This is a genomic window from Bacillus sp. EKM202B (assembly GCF_011066025.1).
GTDB classification, from domain to species: Bacteria; Bacillota; Bacilli; order Bacillales; family Bacillaceae_G; genus Bacillus_A; species Bacillus_A toyonensis.
Genome location: NZ_JAAMNK010000004.1, coordinates 145,982 through 162,814, shown reverse-complemented (window position 1 = coordinate 162,814; position 16,833 = coordinate 145,982). Strand labels below are relative to the sequence as shown.

At 35.3% G+C, this 16,833-nt stretch carries 21 protein-coding genes; 12 read left to right on the top strand and 9 right to left on the bottom strand.

Annotated features, from left to right (window positions below):
* Nucleotide 1: 1 nt before the first annotated feature.
* Nucleotides 2–583 (bottom strand): DUF6434 domain-containing protein, encoded by a 582-nt coding sequence (locus G9F74_RS07665; protein ID WP_001247737.1) that lies wholly within the window; start codon nt 581–583, stop codon nt 2–4.
* Between the two features lie 104 nt (nt 584–687).
* Between G9F74_RS07665 and G9F74_RS07660 the strand changes: the two genes are divergently transcribed.
* A complete protein-coding gene (locus tag G9F74_RS07660) occupies nt 688–1,131 on the top strand; it encodes an NUDIX hydrolase (RefSeq protein WP_000432590.1) in 444 nt (147 codons plus the stop codon).
* A gap of 199 nt (nt 1,132–1,330) precedes the next feature.
* On the opposite strand, the gene G9F74_RS07655 is transcribed toward G9F74_RS07660, so the two are convergent.
* Nucleotides 1,331–2,533 (bottom strand): serine-tRNA(Ala) deacylase AlaX, encoded by a 1,203-nt coding sequence (locus tag G9F74_RS07655; RefSeq protein WP_000435885.1) that lies wholly within the window; start codon nt 2,531–2,533, stop codon nt 1,331–1,333.
* A gap of 136 nt (nt 2,534–2,669) precedes the next feature.
* Between G9F74_RS07655 and G9F74_RS07650 the strand changes: the two genes are divergently transcribed.
* Both G9F74_RS07650 and G9F74_RS07645 read left to right on the top strand, forming a co-directional pair.
* Nucleotides 2,670–3,077: a hypothetical protein gene (locus G9F74_RS07650; protein ID WP_016108904.1), complete on the top strand. Its 408-nt coding sequence runs from the start codon at nt 2,670–2,672 to the stop codon at nt 3,075–3,077.
* 67 nt (nt 3,078–3,144) lie between these two features.
* Nucleotides 3,145–4,383: an MDR family MFS transporter gene (locus tag G9F74_RS07645; RefSeq protein ID WP_000676818.1), complete on the top strand. Its 1,239-nt coding sequence runs from the start codon at nt 3,145–3,147 to the stop codon at nt 4,381–4,383.
* A 50-nt stretch (nt 4,384–4,433) separates the two neighbouring features.
* On the opposite strand, the gene G9F74_RS07640 is transcribed toward G9F74_RS07645, so the two are convergent.
* Both G9F74_RS07640 and G9F74_RS07635 read right to left on the bottom strand, forming a co-directional pair.
* Nucleotides 4,434–4,814 (bottom strand): Hsp20/alpha crystallin family protein, encoded by a 381-nt coding sequence (locus tag G9F74_RS07640; RefSeq protein WP_000516750.1) that lies wholly within the window; start codon nt 4,812–4,814, stop codon nt 4,434–4,436.
* Between the two features lie 125 nt (nt 4,815–4,939).
* The gene (locus tag G9F74_RS07635) at nt 4,940–5,062 is read right to left on the bottom strand and encodes a small acid-soluble spore protein P (protein ID WP_000517651.1); all 123 of its coding nucleotides are present in this window, start codon (nt 5,060–5,062) and stop codon (nt 4,940–4,942) included.
* Nucleotides 5,063–5,183: 121 nt separating this feature from the next.
* Between G9F74_RS07635 and G9F74_RS07630 the strand changes: the two genes are divergently transcribed.
* Together G9F74_RS07630 and pdaB are read left to right on the top strand one after the other, a co-directional pair.
* A complete protein-coding gene (locus G9F74_RS07630; RefSeq protein ID WP_001146300.1) occupies nt 5,184–5,447 on the top strand; it encodes a hypothetical protein in 264 nt (87 codons plus the stop codon).
* A gap of 46 nt (nt 5,448–5,493) precedes the next feature.
* On the top strand, nt 5,494–6,219 hold the full coding sequence (pdaB, locus tag G9F74_RS07625) for a polysaccharide deacetylase family sporulation protein PdaB (protein WP_002039311.1): 726 nt from the start codon (nt 5,494–5,496) through the stop codon (nt 6,217–6,219).
* Between the two features lie 39 nt (nt 6,220–6,258).
* Here pdaB and sspO read toward each other — a convergent pair whose 3' ends face one another.
* The gene (sspO, locus tag G9F74_RS07620; RefSeq protein WP_000043210.1) at nt 6,259–6,408 is read right to left on the bottom strand and encodes a small acid-soluble spore protein O; all 150 of its coding nucleotides are present in this window, start codon (nt 6,406–6,408) and stop codon (nt 6,259–6,261) included.
* A 290-nt stretch (nt 6,409–6,698) separates the two neighbouring features.
* Here sspO and acnA point away from each other — a divergent pair, with 290 nt between their 5' ends.
* Both acnA and G9F74_RS07610 read left to right on the top strand, forming a co-directional pair.
* On the top strand, nt 6,699–9,422 hold the full coding sequence (gene acnA / locus G9F74_RS07615; RefSeq protein WP_016108903.1) for an aconitate hydratase AcnA: 2,724 nt from the start codon (nt 6,699–6,701) through the stop codon (nt 9,420–9,422).
* A gap of 117 nt (nt 9,423–9,539) precedes the next feature.
* Nucleotides 9,540–11,189, top strand: coding sequence for an ABC transporter ATP-binding protein (locus G9F74_RS07610; RefSeq protein ID WP_165406216.1), 1,650 nt, complete (start codon nt 9,540–9,542; stop codon nt 11,187–11,189).
* 23 nt (nt 11,190–11,212) lie between these two features.
* Here the strand turns inward: G9F74_RS07610 and G9F74_RS07605 are convergent, their stop codons facing one another.
* Nucleotides 11,213–11,470 carry a hypothetical protein gene (locus tag G9F74_RS07605; RefSeq protein ID WP_001083872.1) on the bottom strand — a complete coding sequence of 86 codons (258 nt, stop codon included), beginning with the start codon at nt 11,468–11,470 and terminating at the stop codon, nt 11,213–11,215.
* Between the two features lie 250 nt (nt 11,471–11,720).
* Between G9F74_RS07605 and G9F74_RS07600 the strand changes: the two genes are divergently transcribed.
* From G9F74_RS07600 to sspN, 4 genes are all read left to right on the top strand, one after another.
* Nucleotides 11,721–12,296, top strand: coding sequence for a redoxin domain-containing protein (locus G9F74_RS07600; RefSeq protein ID WP_000269081.1), 576 nt, complete (start codon nt 11,721–11,723; stop codon nt 12,294–12,296).
* 115 nt (nt 12,297–12,411) lie between these two features.
* Entirely contained in the window at nt 12,412–13,359 is a 948-nt protein-coding gene (locus G9F74_RS07595) for a 3'-5' exonuclease (protein WP_000528769.1), read from the top strand.
* Between the two features lie 149 nt (nt 13,360–13,508).
* Complete coding sequence (locus tag G9F74_RS07590) at nt 13,509–13,652, top strand: FbpB family small basic protein (RefSeq protein WP_001254699.1); 144 nt, start codon at nt 13,509–13,511, stop codon at nt 13,650–13,652.
* A 43-nt stretch (nt 13,653–13,695) separates the two neighbouring features.
* Nucleotides 13,696–13,830 carry an acid-soluble spore protein SspN gene (gene sspN / locus G9F74_RS07585; RefSeq protein ID WP_000527987.1) on the top strand — a complete coding sequence of 45 codons (135 nt, stop codon included), beginning with the start codon at nt 13,696–13,698 and terminating at the stop codon, nt 13,828–13,830.
* 83 nt (nt 13,831–13,913) lie between these two features.
* Here sspN and G9F74_RS07580 read toward each other — a convergent pair whose 3' ends face one another.
* Nucleotides 13,914–15,206 carry a glycoside hydrolase family 18 protein gene (locus G9F74_RS07580; RefSeq protein WP_000614830.1) on the bottom strand — a complete coding sequence of 431 codons (1,293 nt, stop codon included), beginning with the start codon at nt 15,204–15,206 and terminating at the stop codon, nt 13,914–13,916.
* 109 nt (nt 15,207–15,315) lie between these two features.
* Here G9F74_RS07580 and G9F74_RS07575 point away from each other — a divergent pair, with 109 nt between their 5' ends.
* Nucleotides 15,316–15,735, top strand: a complete 420-nt coding sequence (locus tag G9F74_RS07575; RefSeq protein WP_000495823.1) for an acyl-CoA thioesterase — start codon at nt 15,316–15,318, stop codon at nt 15,733–15,735.
* 28 nt (nt 15,736–15,763) lie between these two features.
* On the opposite strand, the gene G9F74_RS07570 is transcribed toward G9F74_RS07575, so the two are convergent.
* Complete coding sequence (locus G9F74_RS07570) at nt 15,764–16,054, bottom strand: HesB/YadR/YfhF family protein (RefSeq protein WP_001054451.1); 291 nt, start codon at nt 16,052–16,054, stop codon at nt 15,764–15,766.
* A 108-nt stretch (nt 16,055–16,162) separates the two neighbouring features.
* On the bottom strand, nt 16,163–16,759 hold the full coding sequence (gene plsY / locus G9F74_RS07565) for a glycerol-3-phosphate 1-O-acyltransferase PlsY (RefSeq protein WP_000258971.1): 597 nt from the start codon (nt 16,757–16,759) through the stop codon (nt 16,163–16,165).
* Nucleotides 16,760–16,833: the final 74 nt, after the last annotated feature.

Genomic DNA, 16,833 nt, shown 5'->3' with positions numbered 1-16,833 from the left:
ACTAGTTTTCTACTTTTTGAGGAATATAAGCATTGCTACCAGGTTTTACTTTTATTTCGTTCCAAGCAACGATAACGTCAGCTTTTGATTTTCCTTTGTTATTTGGATCTTCAAAAAAATCGCGAATAAAACGATTGTATTCAAACTGTGTACCAATAGTTGTTTTATACGCAGGGTCTTTTTTACGTTCGTTTTCCTCATACCAAAACGTTATAGCGTCTTCATATGTTCTTCCGATATTTTCTTTAAAAAACTTTTGAAGAGCTACTGTAAAGCGGAAGTTTTCTCCAATTTTTTCTTTAAAAAAAGCACGTACATCTTCGCTACATCGATGATTTTCAGTGATAATCGTTTGCAGGGAAAGATCTTTATTGGATAGGGAAGCTTTACTCACCTTTTGATGAGAACTGTTTTTTAATACTTTACCTGTAGTTAAATAATGTGAGATACGACCGCTTATTTCGATCTTAGAGCCACTAGCTGGTAAATCATACTCACGACAAAATATTTGTAGTTCAGCTTTCAACCAATAATAGTTTTGGAAATCTTCAAGAGATATAGACTTTGTTAAAGGTGGACGCATGAATGTAACAACTTCTTTCTTCCATAATTTTCTTTAATTATAAAACGTACGTTCTTTTTGTGGAAGGATTAATTTGTAAATGTAATAGGAAGAGGAGATTACATATGGAAAATGTAATGCAAGTTCGTGTTACTGGAATTTTAATTGAAAGCGAAAAGGTATTGCTAGTAAAGCAAAAAGTTGCTAATCGAGATTGGTCTTTACCTGGGGGAAGGGTAGAGAATGGTGAAACGTTAGAAGAAGCGATGATTCGAGAAATGAAAGAAGAAACGGGATTAGATGTTAAGGTTAAGAATTTATTGTATGTTTGTGATAAACCAGATGCTCTCCCGTCTTTATTACATATTACATTTCTGCTTGAAAGGATGGAAGGTGAAATCACTTTACCTTCTAACGAGTTTGATCATAATCCAATTCAGGATGTACAAATGGTGCGAATAGAAGAATTAAGTAGTTATGGTTTTTCTGAGAAATTTACTAAACTTGCATCTGAAAAATTTCTGAATGCAGGAAGTTACCAAGGTTTAAAACAAAATATTGGCTTGTAAATATAAACTACTTTGAATATTGCTTTTTTCGGTAAATCGATATTTCTTGTCGAATCGTCGATATATGGTAAGTTATGATTGATAAAGTCAAAATGTCGTTCCTGAAATTTCATTTATCGTATTACTATGTATGAAGCAAAAAATAAGGAGATGTCCCTAGTTTGAAATTTCGCTAGACGACATCTCCTTAAGAAATGTTTTACACTGCAGATTGTAAAGAAGAAATAAGCTGATGTAAAAACTCATCACTGCTCATAATCGCTTTCCCACCACCGCGAGCGCTCTTTTTATTTCCGCCACCTTTTCCTTCAATTGCAGGAAGTGCATCTTTTAAAAGAGCATTCATATCGAGCGTTACTGTTTTTCCACAAGCGAGGATGCATTGTAGTTTGTCATCATTTTCAATGACGAAATATGTAATTGCATGCTCTTGTTGTTCTATAATGATAGCAGATAGTTTGGCAACTTCTTGCATAGAACGATTTGTAAATACTTTAGAAATAAGGAATCCAGCATGTATTTCTGCAGGCTGTTGTAATAGTTCATTTGCCTCTGCAAATAATAATTTTTCATTCATTGTCTGTATCGCTTTTTCGTTTTCTTTTTGAGAGATAAGAAGTTGTGCTACTTTTGCTGGAATATCAGTTTCGCTACTATTTAATTGTTTAGAAACATCTTTCATAATTTGTTGCTGTTGTCCCATTAATTTCAGTGTGCGCCAGCCAGCGATAAACGTTAATCGAATACCACCTTTATTGCGCTCCCAATTAAGTACTTGAATAAGACCTACTTCACCTGTACGTCTCGGATGAGTTCCACCACAGCCGTTATAATCAAAGTTTTCGATAATAACAACGCGTATATTTTCGGTTAAAGTCGGTTCTTTACGAAGAGGTAACGTTTTCGCTTCCTCTAAGTTCATCCACTGAATACGGATTGGGTGGTTTTCAAAAACAATATTGTTGGCAATTTGCACTGCTTTTTCAATCGTTTCTGCAGGAAGATTTTCTGTTTCTAAATCAATTGTCACCGTTTCTTTTCCAAGATGGAATCCGATAGTGGGTATGTTAAAATGATCCCAAAAAGCAGCAGATAAAATGTGCTGAGCTGCATGTTGCTGCATATGATCAAAACGGCGCTCCCAATTAATTTTACCTTCTACTTCTGCTGTTTCTAATTGTTCTGCAATGAAGTGGCGGATTTCTCCATTTACTTCTTCAACATTAGTGACTAAGGTACCATTTAGTGTGCCAGTATCATATGGTTGTCCACCGCCTGTTGGGTAAAATGCCGTTTCATTTAAAACAACATATAAGTTATCTTCTTTATCATAATCTTGCTTTATAATTTTCGTAGTAAAGTCTTTCGTATAAGCGTCGATGTAATATAATTTTTGCTCCAATTTTCTTTCCCCTTTCGTATTCACTAGTTTCATTGTAAAACAATTGAAATAAGTTTCCTAATATTTCAGAAGAAAGAAACTATTTTTAGAATTTTCTTGCTATAATAAGAAAAAGAAAATGCGGGGGTGGAATGAAATGCTATATGAAAACGGCGTAGATAAACTGCTTAGTTTAAACAGAAATATTTCTGAATTATACCGAGAATTAAATGAAATGACCCGGATTTTAACGGAGTGTAATCGAGAAAGCGTGAAATTTGATCGGTTATATGTAAAAGAGTTACTGTGGAAAAAAGAAGATGTGATAGAGAAGTATGATCAATTACTTGTGCAGCTTTGTATGAATGAATGCTTTGATTTAAAAAGTGTAATTACTGGCGAATATAAGTATACATATGAAGAAGTAGAAAGTATTGTTTTACAATTTAATGAAAAGTATAACGTAGCAATTTTAATTAAAGATATTTGTAAAGAATTACAGTTTACATATGGCATTGATATGGACATATCGAGAGCGGTTCGGGTGCAAACATCTCAAGTATAAAAAGGAAAAAGAAAGCAGATCCTTTGCTTTCTATTTTTATGTAAGAAAAGGGAGAGTAGGTTTAAAGATGAAGGGGAAGTTACAAAATATTCATCCACTTGGCATGACAATTATAATAGGGACATTATTTGCGAGGTTTGCAACTTCAATGAGTATTCCTTTTTTAGCAATTTATTTAACAACTGTTAAAGACGTTTCAGCTGGAATGACGGGTGCTATTATTGGAACGAGTGCGCTTGTTGGAGTGTTTGCTAGTTTTATTGGGGGCAATTTATCGGATCGATTTGGTCGGAAGATGATTATAATATGGTCCATGATTGTTTGGGTGTTTGTATTTATCGGATTTTCAGTTGCAGATCATGTTTTGAGTTTCTTTTTATTAAACGCTTTGAATGGATTATGTCGTTCTTTTTTTGAACCGACATCAAGAGCGTTATTATCAGATTTAACAAAGCCAGAGTATCGGTTACTCGTCTATAACTTACGATATGGTGCAATAAATGTTGGGGTTGCGATTGGACCAATTGTTGGATTACAGCTCGGAAGTGCAAAATCAACAATTCCTTTTTTAGTAGCCGCTGGAGTTTACATTCTATATACAGCTATATTAGCACTGCAATTTAAGAAATATCCACTTAATAAAAAGAAAATGAATACAGAAAATCCTGTTACAATGCTAAATGCAATTCGTATATTGCGAAAGGATGTAGTATTTTTAGTTGCGTTAGTCGGTATTATTTTGAGTAATAGTGGTTTTTCACATTTAACGACGACGGTATCTCAATATTTTGCTAATGCACATATATTTCAGGATGGGGTAAAGTTGTTCTCATATATGCTAGCTTTAAATGCAATTGTAGTAGTGGTTATTCAATACCCTGTCATTCAAATGTGTAAAAAGTATACACCGTTAGCATCAATTATGGTTGGAACGTTATTTGTGAGTGGGGGATTATTTGGATTTGGACTAGTAGAATCTATGTTAGGAGCAGCTATTTGTACCATTATTTTCACATTTGGAGAAGTTTTAATGTTTTCAATGACAGATGTATTTATTGATGAGATCGCTGATTCCAACCTGAAAGGAACATACTTCGGAGCGATGGGCTTTTCAGGAATTGGAGGAGTAATTGGTCCTTGGTTTGGGGGAGTACTACTCGATTATTACGGGTATCAAAATGGGTTTGTAGTATTTTTAGCGCTAGCCCTATTTTCAACTGTAGCATTTCCTGTACTTTTAGTTACAAAAGGTTTATTGAAAAAAAGGTACGATAGAAATTATAATATAGAAATACAAGTGAAATAAAATAAGCCCCAGCAACTTGCTGGGGCTTATTTTTGTATTTACGTTAACTCTCAATTTGAAAAAAGAACCTTCTTTTCATGCTTATTGGCAACTTCATTTTTGGAAATATGAATGGCTAAAAATCCATTCTCTAAGCAGGCTAGCATCTTCTTATAAATGATAGTAGTAGGTAAAGAGATTGTTCGCTGTAAAGAAGTATTTTTATGAAGTATGCATATATTTAGGCCTGTCTCCATCTTTTTAATGCGTACATTTTGTTCAGTCACATTTGGTACATCTGTTTCCAAAATGTATTCTTCCTCTGTTTCACAAAGATCGATATGAATTTCATTTGGAAAACTAAAGTTGCTACAAGTATCAGAACAAAATTGATCCATCCATTCTTCGAAACCATCAACATGAAAAAGACAATCCTTCTTTTTCTTGCCCATGTAAGACACCCTCCGTAAAATATCAATTCATATCATGTTATGCATGAATGAAATAGAGGTGAAGAATAAATGGCAAAATATAAACATTTTATGTCGAATATACACAGTATGTGAATATTTTCTTATTACATATCATGATGCGCATGGTTTTTTTGGCGTGAATGGTTACGATTTTTTACTTTATGAGATCCGCTTAATGGTTCAGGTTGTCCTTTTTTTTCTTTCGATTCACGATTGTTTTTTCCCATTGTATGTGACACCTCCTCTTTCTATTTAGAATGAGAGAAGTTTGTAAATTTATACGAGAATGTTTTTAGAAAAAAGGGTAAAGATAAATGGGACTAACTATTATGGAAAGGGGATTGTATAATGCCATATCATAAAGATAAGCAACAAGCTTTTCAAGCAGCGCAGCAAGGGGTTACACAAGCAGAAAATTCATTTAACAATATCGTGAAAAATGATCCGAACTACGGTCATGATTTAAAAGAGTTACGTCAAGAGGTTCAGGAAGCGTATGAACAAATTCAAAATGCACTAGAAGTAGCTTCGGAAACACAACGTCCACAACTTGAGCAATACGAAAATAATCTTCAAAATATTATGCGAAATGTAGATCAACTAGAAAAGTAAAAGAGGTTGTTGCGTATTCGACAACCTTATTACTTTAACGAACGCTATGTTAAAACAAAAGGTTTTTCTATTAGTTTTTTCTTTACTATGTGCAGTACATATATTTCAAGTGGAAAAAGTGGAAGCGAAAATGTTGCTTAGAAAAGAGCTAGAACCAACTGGCTATGTAACGTGGGAAGTACCTAATAGTGAAAAAATTATCGCAATTACATTTGACGATGGACCTGATCCAACTTATACACCACAAATATTAAATTTATTACGTCAATATAAAGCAGAAGCGACTTTTTTTATGATTGGATTCCGTGTGCAGCGTAATCCATATTTAGTAAAGCAAGTGTTAAAAGAGGGGCATGAAATTGGAAATCATACGATGAATCATTTGTATGCGAGTAATTCATCTGATGAAAAATTAGAAAATGATATTTTAGATGGAAAGAAATACTTTAAAAAATGGGTGAAAGAACCTTTGTTGTTCCGTCCTCCAGGCGGATATATTAACGATGCTGTATTTAAAACAGCTAAAGAAGCTGGTTATCAAACTGTTCTATGGTCGTGGCATCAAGACCCTCGTGATTGGGCGAATCCAGGTACTGAGTCCATTGTAAATCATGTTGTGAAACATGCTAAAAGTGGAGATATTGTACTGTTGCACGATGGAGGAAGTGATCGTAGTCAAACAGTGGCAGCGTTATCGAAAATTTTACCTGAGCTTAAAAAGCAAGGATATCGATTTGTAACGGTTTCGGAGTTATTACGTTATAAGCATTAGAAAAAAACCAAAAGGCAGATATACCTTTTGGTTTTTTTGTTACTGATTCTTTTTACGTTTCTTATTATTTTGTCGCTCTGCTGGAGTTAAAGCCTCATTTGAAAACTCTTCGTTATAACCAGCACCTTGTCCTTGTGCGGATGCAACATTCATTCCTGAAATAGTATGATTTGCTTTTTGTTTACTCATTTTTCTCACCTCTATAATGTTTTTTTATAGATAAAACATGAGTTGTTCATAACATATATGAACGTAAAGTAAAGCGCTGAAAGAGTACTTTACTTTATGGTAATAGTATTCATAAGGAGCATGAACACTATTCAAATTTAGAAATATAAAGAAAACTTATGATAATCCATAAGTTTCTTATTATTTACTTATTTAGAAAGTTGTAATAAGATATTATCGTAAGGTATTGAAAAGTTTGTCTACATTTTATATTCAGACAACTTAGTCACGTTTAACAGGGGGGAAACATAATGGTCAAACATAATCCATTTCAATCACGCGCAACTTTCGAAGTAGATGGAAAAACGTATCATTATTATCAATTGAAAGCGCTTGAAAACGCAGGGGTTGGCAACGTATCTCAATTACCATATTCCGTGAAAGTTTTACTTGAATCTGTACTTCGTCAAGTAGACGGACGCGTAATTACAGAAGAACATGTTACAAATTTAGCGAAATGGGGAACGAAAGATGTTCAAGATATCGATGTTCCATTTAAACCATCTCGTGTAATTTTACAAGACTTCACAGGTGTTCCAGCTGTTGTAGATTTGGCTTCGCTTCGTAAAGCAATGGCAGACATGGGCGGAGATCCTGATAAAATTAATCCAGAAATTACTGTAGACCTTGTAATTGATCACTCTGTACAGGTTGATAGAGCGGGTACGGCAGATGCGCTTGCATTCAACATGGACTTAGAGTTTAAACGTAATGAAGAACGTTATAAATTTTTAAGCTGGGCACAAAAATCATTTGATAACTATCGTGCAGTTCCACCAGCAACAGGTATCGTACACCAAGTAAACCTTGAATATTTAGCACCAGTTGTTCACGCGGTGAAAAATGCTGAAGGCGATTTAGTTGCATACCCAGATTCATTGGTTGGAACAGACTCACATACAACGATGATTAACGGTATCGGCGTTCTTGGATGGGGCGTTGGTGGTATTGAAGCAGAAGCAGGAATGCTTGGACAGCCTTCATACTTCCCAGTACCTGAAGTAATCGGTGTGAAATTAACTGGCACACTTCCAAGTGGTACTACAGCAACTGATGTTGCATTAAAAGTAACACAAGTATTACGTCAAAAAGGTGTAGTTGGTAAATTCGTTGAGTTCTTCGGTGATGGACTAAAGAGCATGCCTTTAGCTGACCGTGCAACAATTTCAAACATGGCACCAGAATACGGTGCAACTTGTGGATTCTTCCCAATTGACGATATTTCATTAGAATACTTACGTTTAACAGGTAGAGATGAAGAACAAATTCGCGTTGTTGAAGAATATTGTAAAGCGAACGGCTTATTCTATACAGCGGGCAGCAAAGATCCAATTTACACTGATCTTGTTGAAATTGATTTAAATACAATTGAATCTAACCTTTCTGGACCGAAACGCCCACAAGATTTAATTCCACTTTCAGATATGAAAGATGCGTTCCACAAAGCTGTTGTAGCACCAGTTGGAACACAAGGACTTGGATTTAATGCGCAAGAGTTCGATAAAGAAGTGAAGGTTACATTAGAAGATAAAGAAGTAACGATGAAAACAGGTGCAATTGCAATCGCTGCAATTACAAGCTGTACAAATACATCAAACCCATACGTATTAATTGGGGCAGGTCTAGTTGCGAAGAAAGCAATTGAAAAAGGGCTTGTAGTACCTGAGTACGTAAAAACATCATTAGCACCAGGATCTAAAGTTGTTACTGAGTACTTAGATAAATCAGGTTTAACAACATATTTAGATCAATTAGGTTTCCAAACAGTTGGTTACGGCTGTACGACTTGTATCGGTAACTCTGGTCCACTAGCAGAGGAATTAGAAGAAGCAATTGCAGCAAACGATTTATTAGTAACATCTGTTTTATCTGGTAACCGTAACTTTGAAGGTCGTATTCACCCGCTTGTAAAAGCAAACTATTTAGCATCACCACCACTTGTTGTGGCATATGCACTTGCAGGTACTGTTGATATTGACCTGAAAAATGATGAAATTGGTAAAGATGCAAATGGCAATGCTGTATACTTCAATGATATTTGGCCATCAGCTAAAGAAATTGAAGATGTAGTTCAAAGTGTTGTTACATCTGAACTGTTCAAGAAAGAATATGCACAAGTATTTAATAGCAATGAGCGTTGGAATGAAATCCAAACTTCAAATGAAGCTTTATATACCTGGGATAATGATTCAACATACATTCAAAACCCACCATTCTTTGAAGGATTATCTAAAGAACCAGGTGAAGTTGAAACATTATCAGGTTTACGCATTGTTGGTAAATTTGGAGATTCTGTAACGACAGACCATATTTCACCAGCAGGTTCAATTGGTAAGCACACACCAGCTGGACGCTACTTATTAGAAAATGGCGTACAACCAGTTGACTTTAACTCTTACGGTTCTCGTCGTGGTAACCATGAAGTTATGATGCGTGGTACATTCGCGAACATCCGTATTAAAAACCAAATCGCACCAGGAACAGAAGGCGGATATACAACATATTGGCCAACTGGTGAAGTAACATCTATCTATGATGCTGCTATGAAATATAAAGAAGATGGCACAGGCCTTCTAGTTGTTGCTGGTAAAGATTACGGTATGGGAAGTTCTCGTGACTGGGCTGCGAAAGGTACAAACTTATTAGGTATTAAAGCAGTAATCGCCGAAAGCTTCGAGCGTATTCACCGTAGTAACTTAGTGTTAATGGGTGTGTTACCACTTCAATTTAAAGATGGCGAAAGCGCTGAAACGTTAGGTCTTGTTGGTAACGAGTCATTTGAAATTCAAATTGACAAAACAGTTAGACCACGCGATCTTGTAAAAATAGTTGCAACTGATGCAGATGGCAACGAAAAACAATTTGAAGTAGTAGCTCGTTTCGATAGTGAAGTTGAAATTGACTACTACCGTCACGGTGGTATCTTACAAATGGTTCTTCGTGAGAAAATTGAAGAATCTAAAGTGTCGAACTAAATAATTGAAATGAACGAGAAGGAAGCTAACAACTGTTAGCTTCCTTATTTTATGGAAAGGGATGAAACCATTTGGTTTCATCCCTTTCTTTTTACTATAAAAAATGGAGGAAACGTCATGAAAGAATATAAAAGAATACTGTTACCGTTACAGAAAGAAAAATTATTAGTAATAGCAGCTGTATGTAGTGGATGCTTTGCTGCTATTTTAAACTTATCCCGTCCACTATTCATGGGGCTAATTGTAGATAACCTGATTCAGCGGGAGTTAAAAGCTGCGTATGTATATATTGCATTGTTTGCGGGGAGCCGCTTGTTGATGTGGGTGAACAATCTTTCATTTGATTATGTAAGCTCAAAAGCGAGTCAACGAATATTGCGAAAGAAGCGTATATATGTATTGCGTCATTTTTTCTTATTACCATTTGAAGAGAGTGAGAAGATTAAGCAAGGAGAGTTAGAGACGCTAGTTGTGTCTGATATTCCGAATTGGGTCAGATTATATGGTTCTATATTAATAGAATATATACACGCTATTGCGCAATTTATAGGTGCGTTCATAGCACTACAACATATAGATATGAAGTTTATATTGTGGGTAACTCCGTTTTTATTTTTTAGTGCAATGGTTCCGATGTTGATGGGGAAAAAGGTCAGGAATATCGCAAGCATCGCTCAAAACAATCAATCAAGTGTTGTAGAGATGGTGTCGCAGTTTGTAAAAGGCGTACAAGATTTACGTAGTTTGCAAAAAGAAAAGTGGGCCATTCGCTTATTTAAAGGAGTAACAGCACAATCCTATAAAACAGAAGTAAAGAAGACGATGATGCAACACTGTATTGGAGTAGTTGGAACAGTGATTGAAACAGGGGCATATATCGTTGTTCTCATTATAGGCGCGCAGAAAATAATGAAGGGGGAAATGGAAGTTGGCGCACTTGTTGCCGTGTTAGCTACAATTGAAATGCTCTTTTTTCCAGTTCGTTACGTTGGCGATTTATTAATGATGACACAAGTTGCAGCTGCTTCGGCAAATAGAGTTTTTTCTTTTTTAGATAAACGAGGGGCAGATAGTAAGGTAGAAAGAGCGATGGGGATGACGATAACAAATGTTTCATTTCAGGAAAGTGATGGAGAGAAATGCAGAATTCATAATATTGATTTGCAAATTCACCCTGGTGAACTTGTTATTATTGTGGGAGAAAGTGGCGCAGGAAAGGCGACGCTTTTAAAATTAATGACAGGTTTGTATAAACCATCTAACGGTAGCATTGTTTATTATGGTAATGAGGCTCGTATGACTACAGTGTGGCAAGAACCTCGTTTCTTTCGGACGACAGTAAAAGAGAATGTGCATTTCGGAGAAGAGTATTTAGAAAATCAATTAGAAAAAAATATTGAACTTGTAAATGTGAAACCGATTATTAGAGATTTATCAGAAGGGATTGAAACTGAACTACATAAAAGCGGTGTAGAATTTTCTGGAGGGGAAAGAAAACGTCTTGCATTATTACGTGCCATTGTTTCAAATCCGAATCTTATTATTTTAGATGAACCAACTGCGGGATTAGATCCGAGCAACCAAGAAACTGTTTGGAATATGATAGAAGGATTAGGAAGAGAGGTCACGAGAATTGTGGTAACACATGATGTCGAGAAAGCGATATTAGCAGATCGTGTTGTCATAATGAAGGAAGGACGTATTGTTGCAGGTGGAAGTCCTGAAAAATTAATAAATAGTCATTCGTTTTTACAAAGATATGAATAAAGATAAGAGCAATGCCCTTATCTTTATTCAGCGTCATTTATTTGATACTCGATAGATTCGGAGTGATTTAGATCAATGTTAAAAGTAGCAGTCATAAGGAAAGTTGTAATTCCAAGGATTACGAAAAGGACGAATGAGACTAGAGAGATGTAGAGACAAATACGCCCTACTTTCTTTTTTTTAAGATCTTTACTAAAGAGTGAAATGATCCATGTAATAATGCCGATTGGGTATAAAAGAAAACTAAGAATATATAATGTTATTTTTTCGAATGAATTCATAAACAATCCCCCTTTTGTTGAAGGTTATATAACTACGAGAGTAAATAGGTAAGTGGGTCAATAAGAAGATAAAATACCTCATCTGTTTTTCTAATTATATGATAAAAAGGAAAAAAACTCACTTTAAATGAGAATATTCTAATTATTTTGACTGTGAATATTTCCAAGCTCGTCCGTATAAGCTAAAATAAGGTATATAGTATTTTGATGAATTTGTTAAAAGTACATAAACACGTTAGGGTGATATAAAATGTGGCGGAAGCTTACGATTATTGTAGTGTTACTTTGTTTAGCGGGATATGCAGCTTATGAACAGTTCGGTAATAAAGATCAGGCGGTACAAGGGAAGCAAGAAAAAAGTGAAGCTGCTATGAAAGAGATGATTGCAAGTAATGGTATTGAAGTAGGAAAGAGTGCACCAAACTTTGAATTAACTAAGTTAGATGGAACGAATGTAAAGCTATCGGATTTAAAAGGAAAGAAAGTTATTTTAAATTTTTGGGCAACGTGGTGTGGGCCTTGTCAGCAAGAAATGCCTGATATGGAGGCTTTCTATAAAGAACATAAAGAAAACGTAGAAATTTTAGCAATAAATTATACGCCTTCAGAAAAAGGTGGGGGAGAAGAAAAAGTAAGCAATTTTGCTAAGGAAAAAGGGATTACTTTTCCTATTTTATTGGACAAGAACATTGATGTGACAACAGCTTATAAAGTAATTACGATCCCAACTTCGTATTTTATAGATACGAAAGGCGTCATTCAGGATAAGTTCATTGGACCGATGACGCAAAAAGAGATGGAAAAACGAATTGCTAAATTAAAATAACGGTGAAAAGGTAGAGGTGGAGAGTTCCCATTTCTGCCTTTTCTTTTTCAAGTAGTAATAACTTCATGATATGATGTAAGAAATATAAACGTTTAGAGATAAAGGAGTGTATGGAGTGGGGAATGTATCCTTACCGTTAGATTATGTTGTAATTGATTTTGAAACAACAGGATTTAACCCTTATAATGATAAAATTATTCAAGTTGCAGCTGTGAAATATCGTAATCATGAACTGGTAGATCAATTTGTTTCATACGTGAATCCAGAGCGTCCGATTCCGAGCCGAATTACGAGTTTAACAGGTATTACAAATTATCGTGTTTCAGATGCACCCACGATTGAAGAAGTTTTACCTTTATTTTTAGCATTTTTACATACAAATGTTATTGTGGCTCATAATGCTTCTTTTGACATGCGCTTTTTGAAAAGTAATGTAAATATGCTTGGGTTTCCTGAACCTAAAAATAAGGTGATTGACACTGTGTTTTTAGCAAAAAAATATATGAAGCACGCACCTAATCATAAACTTGAGACGTTAAAGCGAATGCTTGGAATTCGTCTAAGTTCTCATAATGCATTTGACGACTGTATTACGTGTGCAGCTGTTTATCAAAAATGTACATCTATTGAAGAAAAAGGGAAACGAAAAGTAAATAAGGCTGTGCTTGATGAAACTGCGGTATACGAAGCGGTGAAAGAAATACTTGTCCGCAATAAACGCAATGTAGAATGGCTGCGTTGTATGAACGTAGGAAGTTATTTAGATATAAAAGCTTTTTATCCAGTTATGAGATTAAAAGTAAAAGGACGAAAGAAATACGTATTAACAGAAATAGTAGAAGATGATGTGAAAGAAATATGTACGAGCTTAATATGTGAACCAGCTCTAAAAAGTGAAGTTGGTAATACAAGAGTTATGCTTAATAGCTTAGCGGATGTCTTGAAATTAGAAAGTTATATTTTAGAACAGTATGATTTTGTATTACAAGCACTTGATACGTATAGAGAAAATGAAACGAATGCAGATGAGAAGCTCAAAGAGTATTTAAATGTTATGGTATAAAAAACGCTATGTACAAATTATTGTGCATAGCGTTTTTTTTTTTTTTTTTAGGAGTACTAAAACATAAAATTTTCTTGCAAATCTGATTAAAGAGTTTTTTGTTTGCTCATACTATGTAGTAAGAATGAGAAAGAGAGAGGGTGAACAGCATGAGAAGAAGTCGCCGCAAATCGTTTGAAGAACTTGTAAATGAAAATAAACAACAATTATTAAGCGATCGTGATGCAATTGATCGCATTGAAGAGCGTATTGAGAAACGTTATGAAATGAAACTTTTTAAGCAAGCTGAATAATTCTTAACACTAGTACGATACTAGTGTTAAGGAGGCGATAGTAATGGGTAATCCGAAAAAGAATTCAAAAGATTTTGCACCGAATCATATTGGAACGCAATCGAAAAAAGCTGGTGGCAATAAAGGAAAACAAATGCAAGACCAAACTGGTAAACAACCGATTGTTGATAACGGTTAAAAGGAGAATGTTATCATTCTTCTTTTTTATGAGGGAATGAAAGACGTTTTGTAACAGTAATATGAAAAAAGGGCTGACAAAAGTCAGCCCTTTTTTGTAATCGTAAAGTTTTCAACGAGTAAACGCCAATTTTGCGGGAATGGTAAACCAATCTTCCAATAACTAATACCACCGATGCCCTGTTCTTTCATTAAATTAAATTTACTTTGTACGGACCGTGAATCTTCAAACCAAACTTCGTGTTGTACGCCGTTTTCGTCAAAGTAATTGAAATGAGGAGCTTGAGCCGTGAAATCATAGCGGATAGGAACATTATATTTACGAGCTAGTGCAACAGCTGCAACAGAGCTGATTGCTTTTGCAGGTGGATTTCCTTGTTTGAACGGAAGTTTCCAATCGAAACCATATAAATTTTGCCCCATCATAATTTTTTGTGGTGGCATTTGAGATTTCGCATATTGAAGTACTTCTTTCACAGGACCAATAGGAGAAATCGCCATCGGTGGCCCGCCTTGCCAACCCCAGTCGTATGTCATAATGACGACGAAATCAACAATTTGTCCTTGTGCTTTATAATCGTGAGCCTCAAAAAATTTCCCTTTTTGATTGGAACTTGTTTTCGGTACAAGCGTTGTACTTAATGTGTACCCGCTAGGTAAGCGTGTTTTCACATTTCGTAAAAAGCGATTGTATGCCTCGCGGTCTTCGGGTGCCACACTCTCGAAATCGAAATGAATGTCTCGCATGCCATATTTTTCAGCTGTTTGCAAAATGTTAGTAATAAACTTGTTTTGGATTGTTGCATCGCGTAAAATAACCGATGTCAGATCGGCACTGAAATTTCCATTTTCAATATTTGTAATAACGAGCATAGGGATGGTTTTACCTTGCGTTGCAATATTAGCGATTTTCGCTGTTTCCGTTGGTTCTTTTAAAGTGCCGTCTCTTTTTGCTTCAAAGCTGAAGTAGGCTAAATATGTTAAAAATGGATTAATAGCACGTGTAGCATTTACTAAACTTTCTTTTATCGGTATTGTTGAAGGCTGTAAATAAGCGATGGATTCTACTGCTCGTTTTGTACCTTTTGGTATATATAATTGTTGTCCGACATGGAGAATAGATTTTAATGAAAGATTATTAACTTTAGCTAAGCTAGCGAGAGGAACGTTATACGTTTGAGAAATTCGATATAAGCTGTCACCAGGCTGTACATAATAATTATTTCCTTTTGTATTAACGATAAGTGCCTGACCAACAACGAGTGTTTCAGCAGGATTTAGTCCATTGTCTTTTACAATTTCTTCAGGTGTAGATCCGTACTTTGATGCTAAACCATAAACACTATCACCGCTACGAACAGTTACAATTTGGATCATGTGTTTGCCCCTTTCGGTAAAAGATTCACTGTTTTTATTTTATTTTTGATTCCACTGTATTATGATTAAATGTATGCAAGGTAGCAGAAGTGAAAGAAGGCGAATAGAAATGTTTGTAGCAGAATATGAAGTTGAAATCCGCTATGCGGAAACAGACCAGATGGGTGTTGTTTACCATTCAAACTATTTAGTGTGGCTGGAACTTGGGCGCACGAAACTTATACAAGAATTAGGATTTTCATATGTTGAAATGGAGAAAGAGGGAATTATTTCTCCTGTATTAGACTTGCAAATTTCATATCGTAAAGCGATGCGTTACGGAGAAAAAGCAATTGTGAAAACGTGGATTGATACTGTGAGCCCGCTTCGTGTTGTATATGGTTATGAAATATATAACGGTGATGGTGAGCTTTGCATTACTGCAAGTACAACGAATATTTGTGCGAAAAAAGAAGGGTTCCGCCCTGTATCATTTAAAAAATTATATCCTGAGTGGTATGCGAAATATGAGGAAATTAAAAAGAAATAAAAAAAGCGTGGCAGAAGCCACGCTTTTTTTATTTCTCATAATTAAATTGAGGGAAATCATCACCGTCGTTAAGTGTAACAGATAAATTATGTCCATCGAAGAACCACTCATCATCGCCTTCAATAAAGAAGTTAATACCTTCTTCTTGAGTTTGAACAGCAGGATGTGCAGGGTCATCTTTACGAATACCTAAAGAAAGTCCTTTTTGCACAGTACTGCAACCGCCGTATTGTACGAAAAGGCGTAGTGTTTCACCTGATTGTAAGTTTAATTCGTTTTTATACCATTGTGCTGCTTCTTTTGTTACGGAAAGATTCATGTATAGTTCCTCCAAATTATGTTGCCTTTTCTTTAGTATAAAAAATAACGCAAAAAGACGCTATTAATATGCTTCACGTTTTCTTTTTGCGTTATGTGGGTTACAACCTTATTTTTGCTTTTTTGAGAAGTTTGCTTTCGGTTCAGTTTTATTTATAATTCGTCCGATATTTGCACGGTGTTTATAAATAACCATACCTGCTAATAAACACATCGCAATAATGAAGATTTTATCCCCGCTAACAATGGATGCAATAACAGCAACGACAGCTGTTACCATAGAAGAAAGTGATACGTATCTTGTTGTAAATAAAAGGGTGAAAAATACAACAGCTAATATTGCAAAAACAACTGGTGAGTAGCATAATAGCACCCCGGCAGAAGTTGCAACTGCTTTACCACCACGGAATTTTGCAAAAATCGGATATACATGTCCAAGAACAGCTGCTAATCCGAACCATAGTGGGTGAATATCTAATCCGAAAATTATCGGTAGACCTGTTGCTAATGTCCCTTTTAAAATGTCAGCAATTGTAACGGTAAAACCTGCTTTTTTCCCTAATGTGCGGAATGTATTTGTTCCGCCTAAATTACCGCTTCCGTGCTCACGAATGTCGATTCCATAGCCGATTTTTCCAACGACTAATGCAAATGGAATCGAGCCAAGTAAGTAGGCAACGATAAATAAAAGATATGTAGTAACCATAAGTTCAGTCTCCTTTATTCAAATGTGTTGATAAAGGGTAAAAAGAGTTTTTCCCGTTTATTGTACCATACATT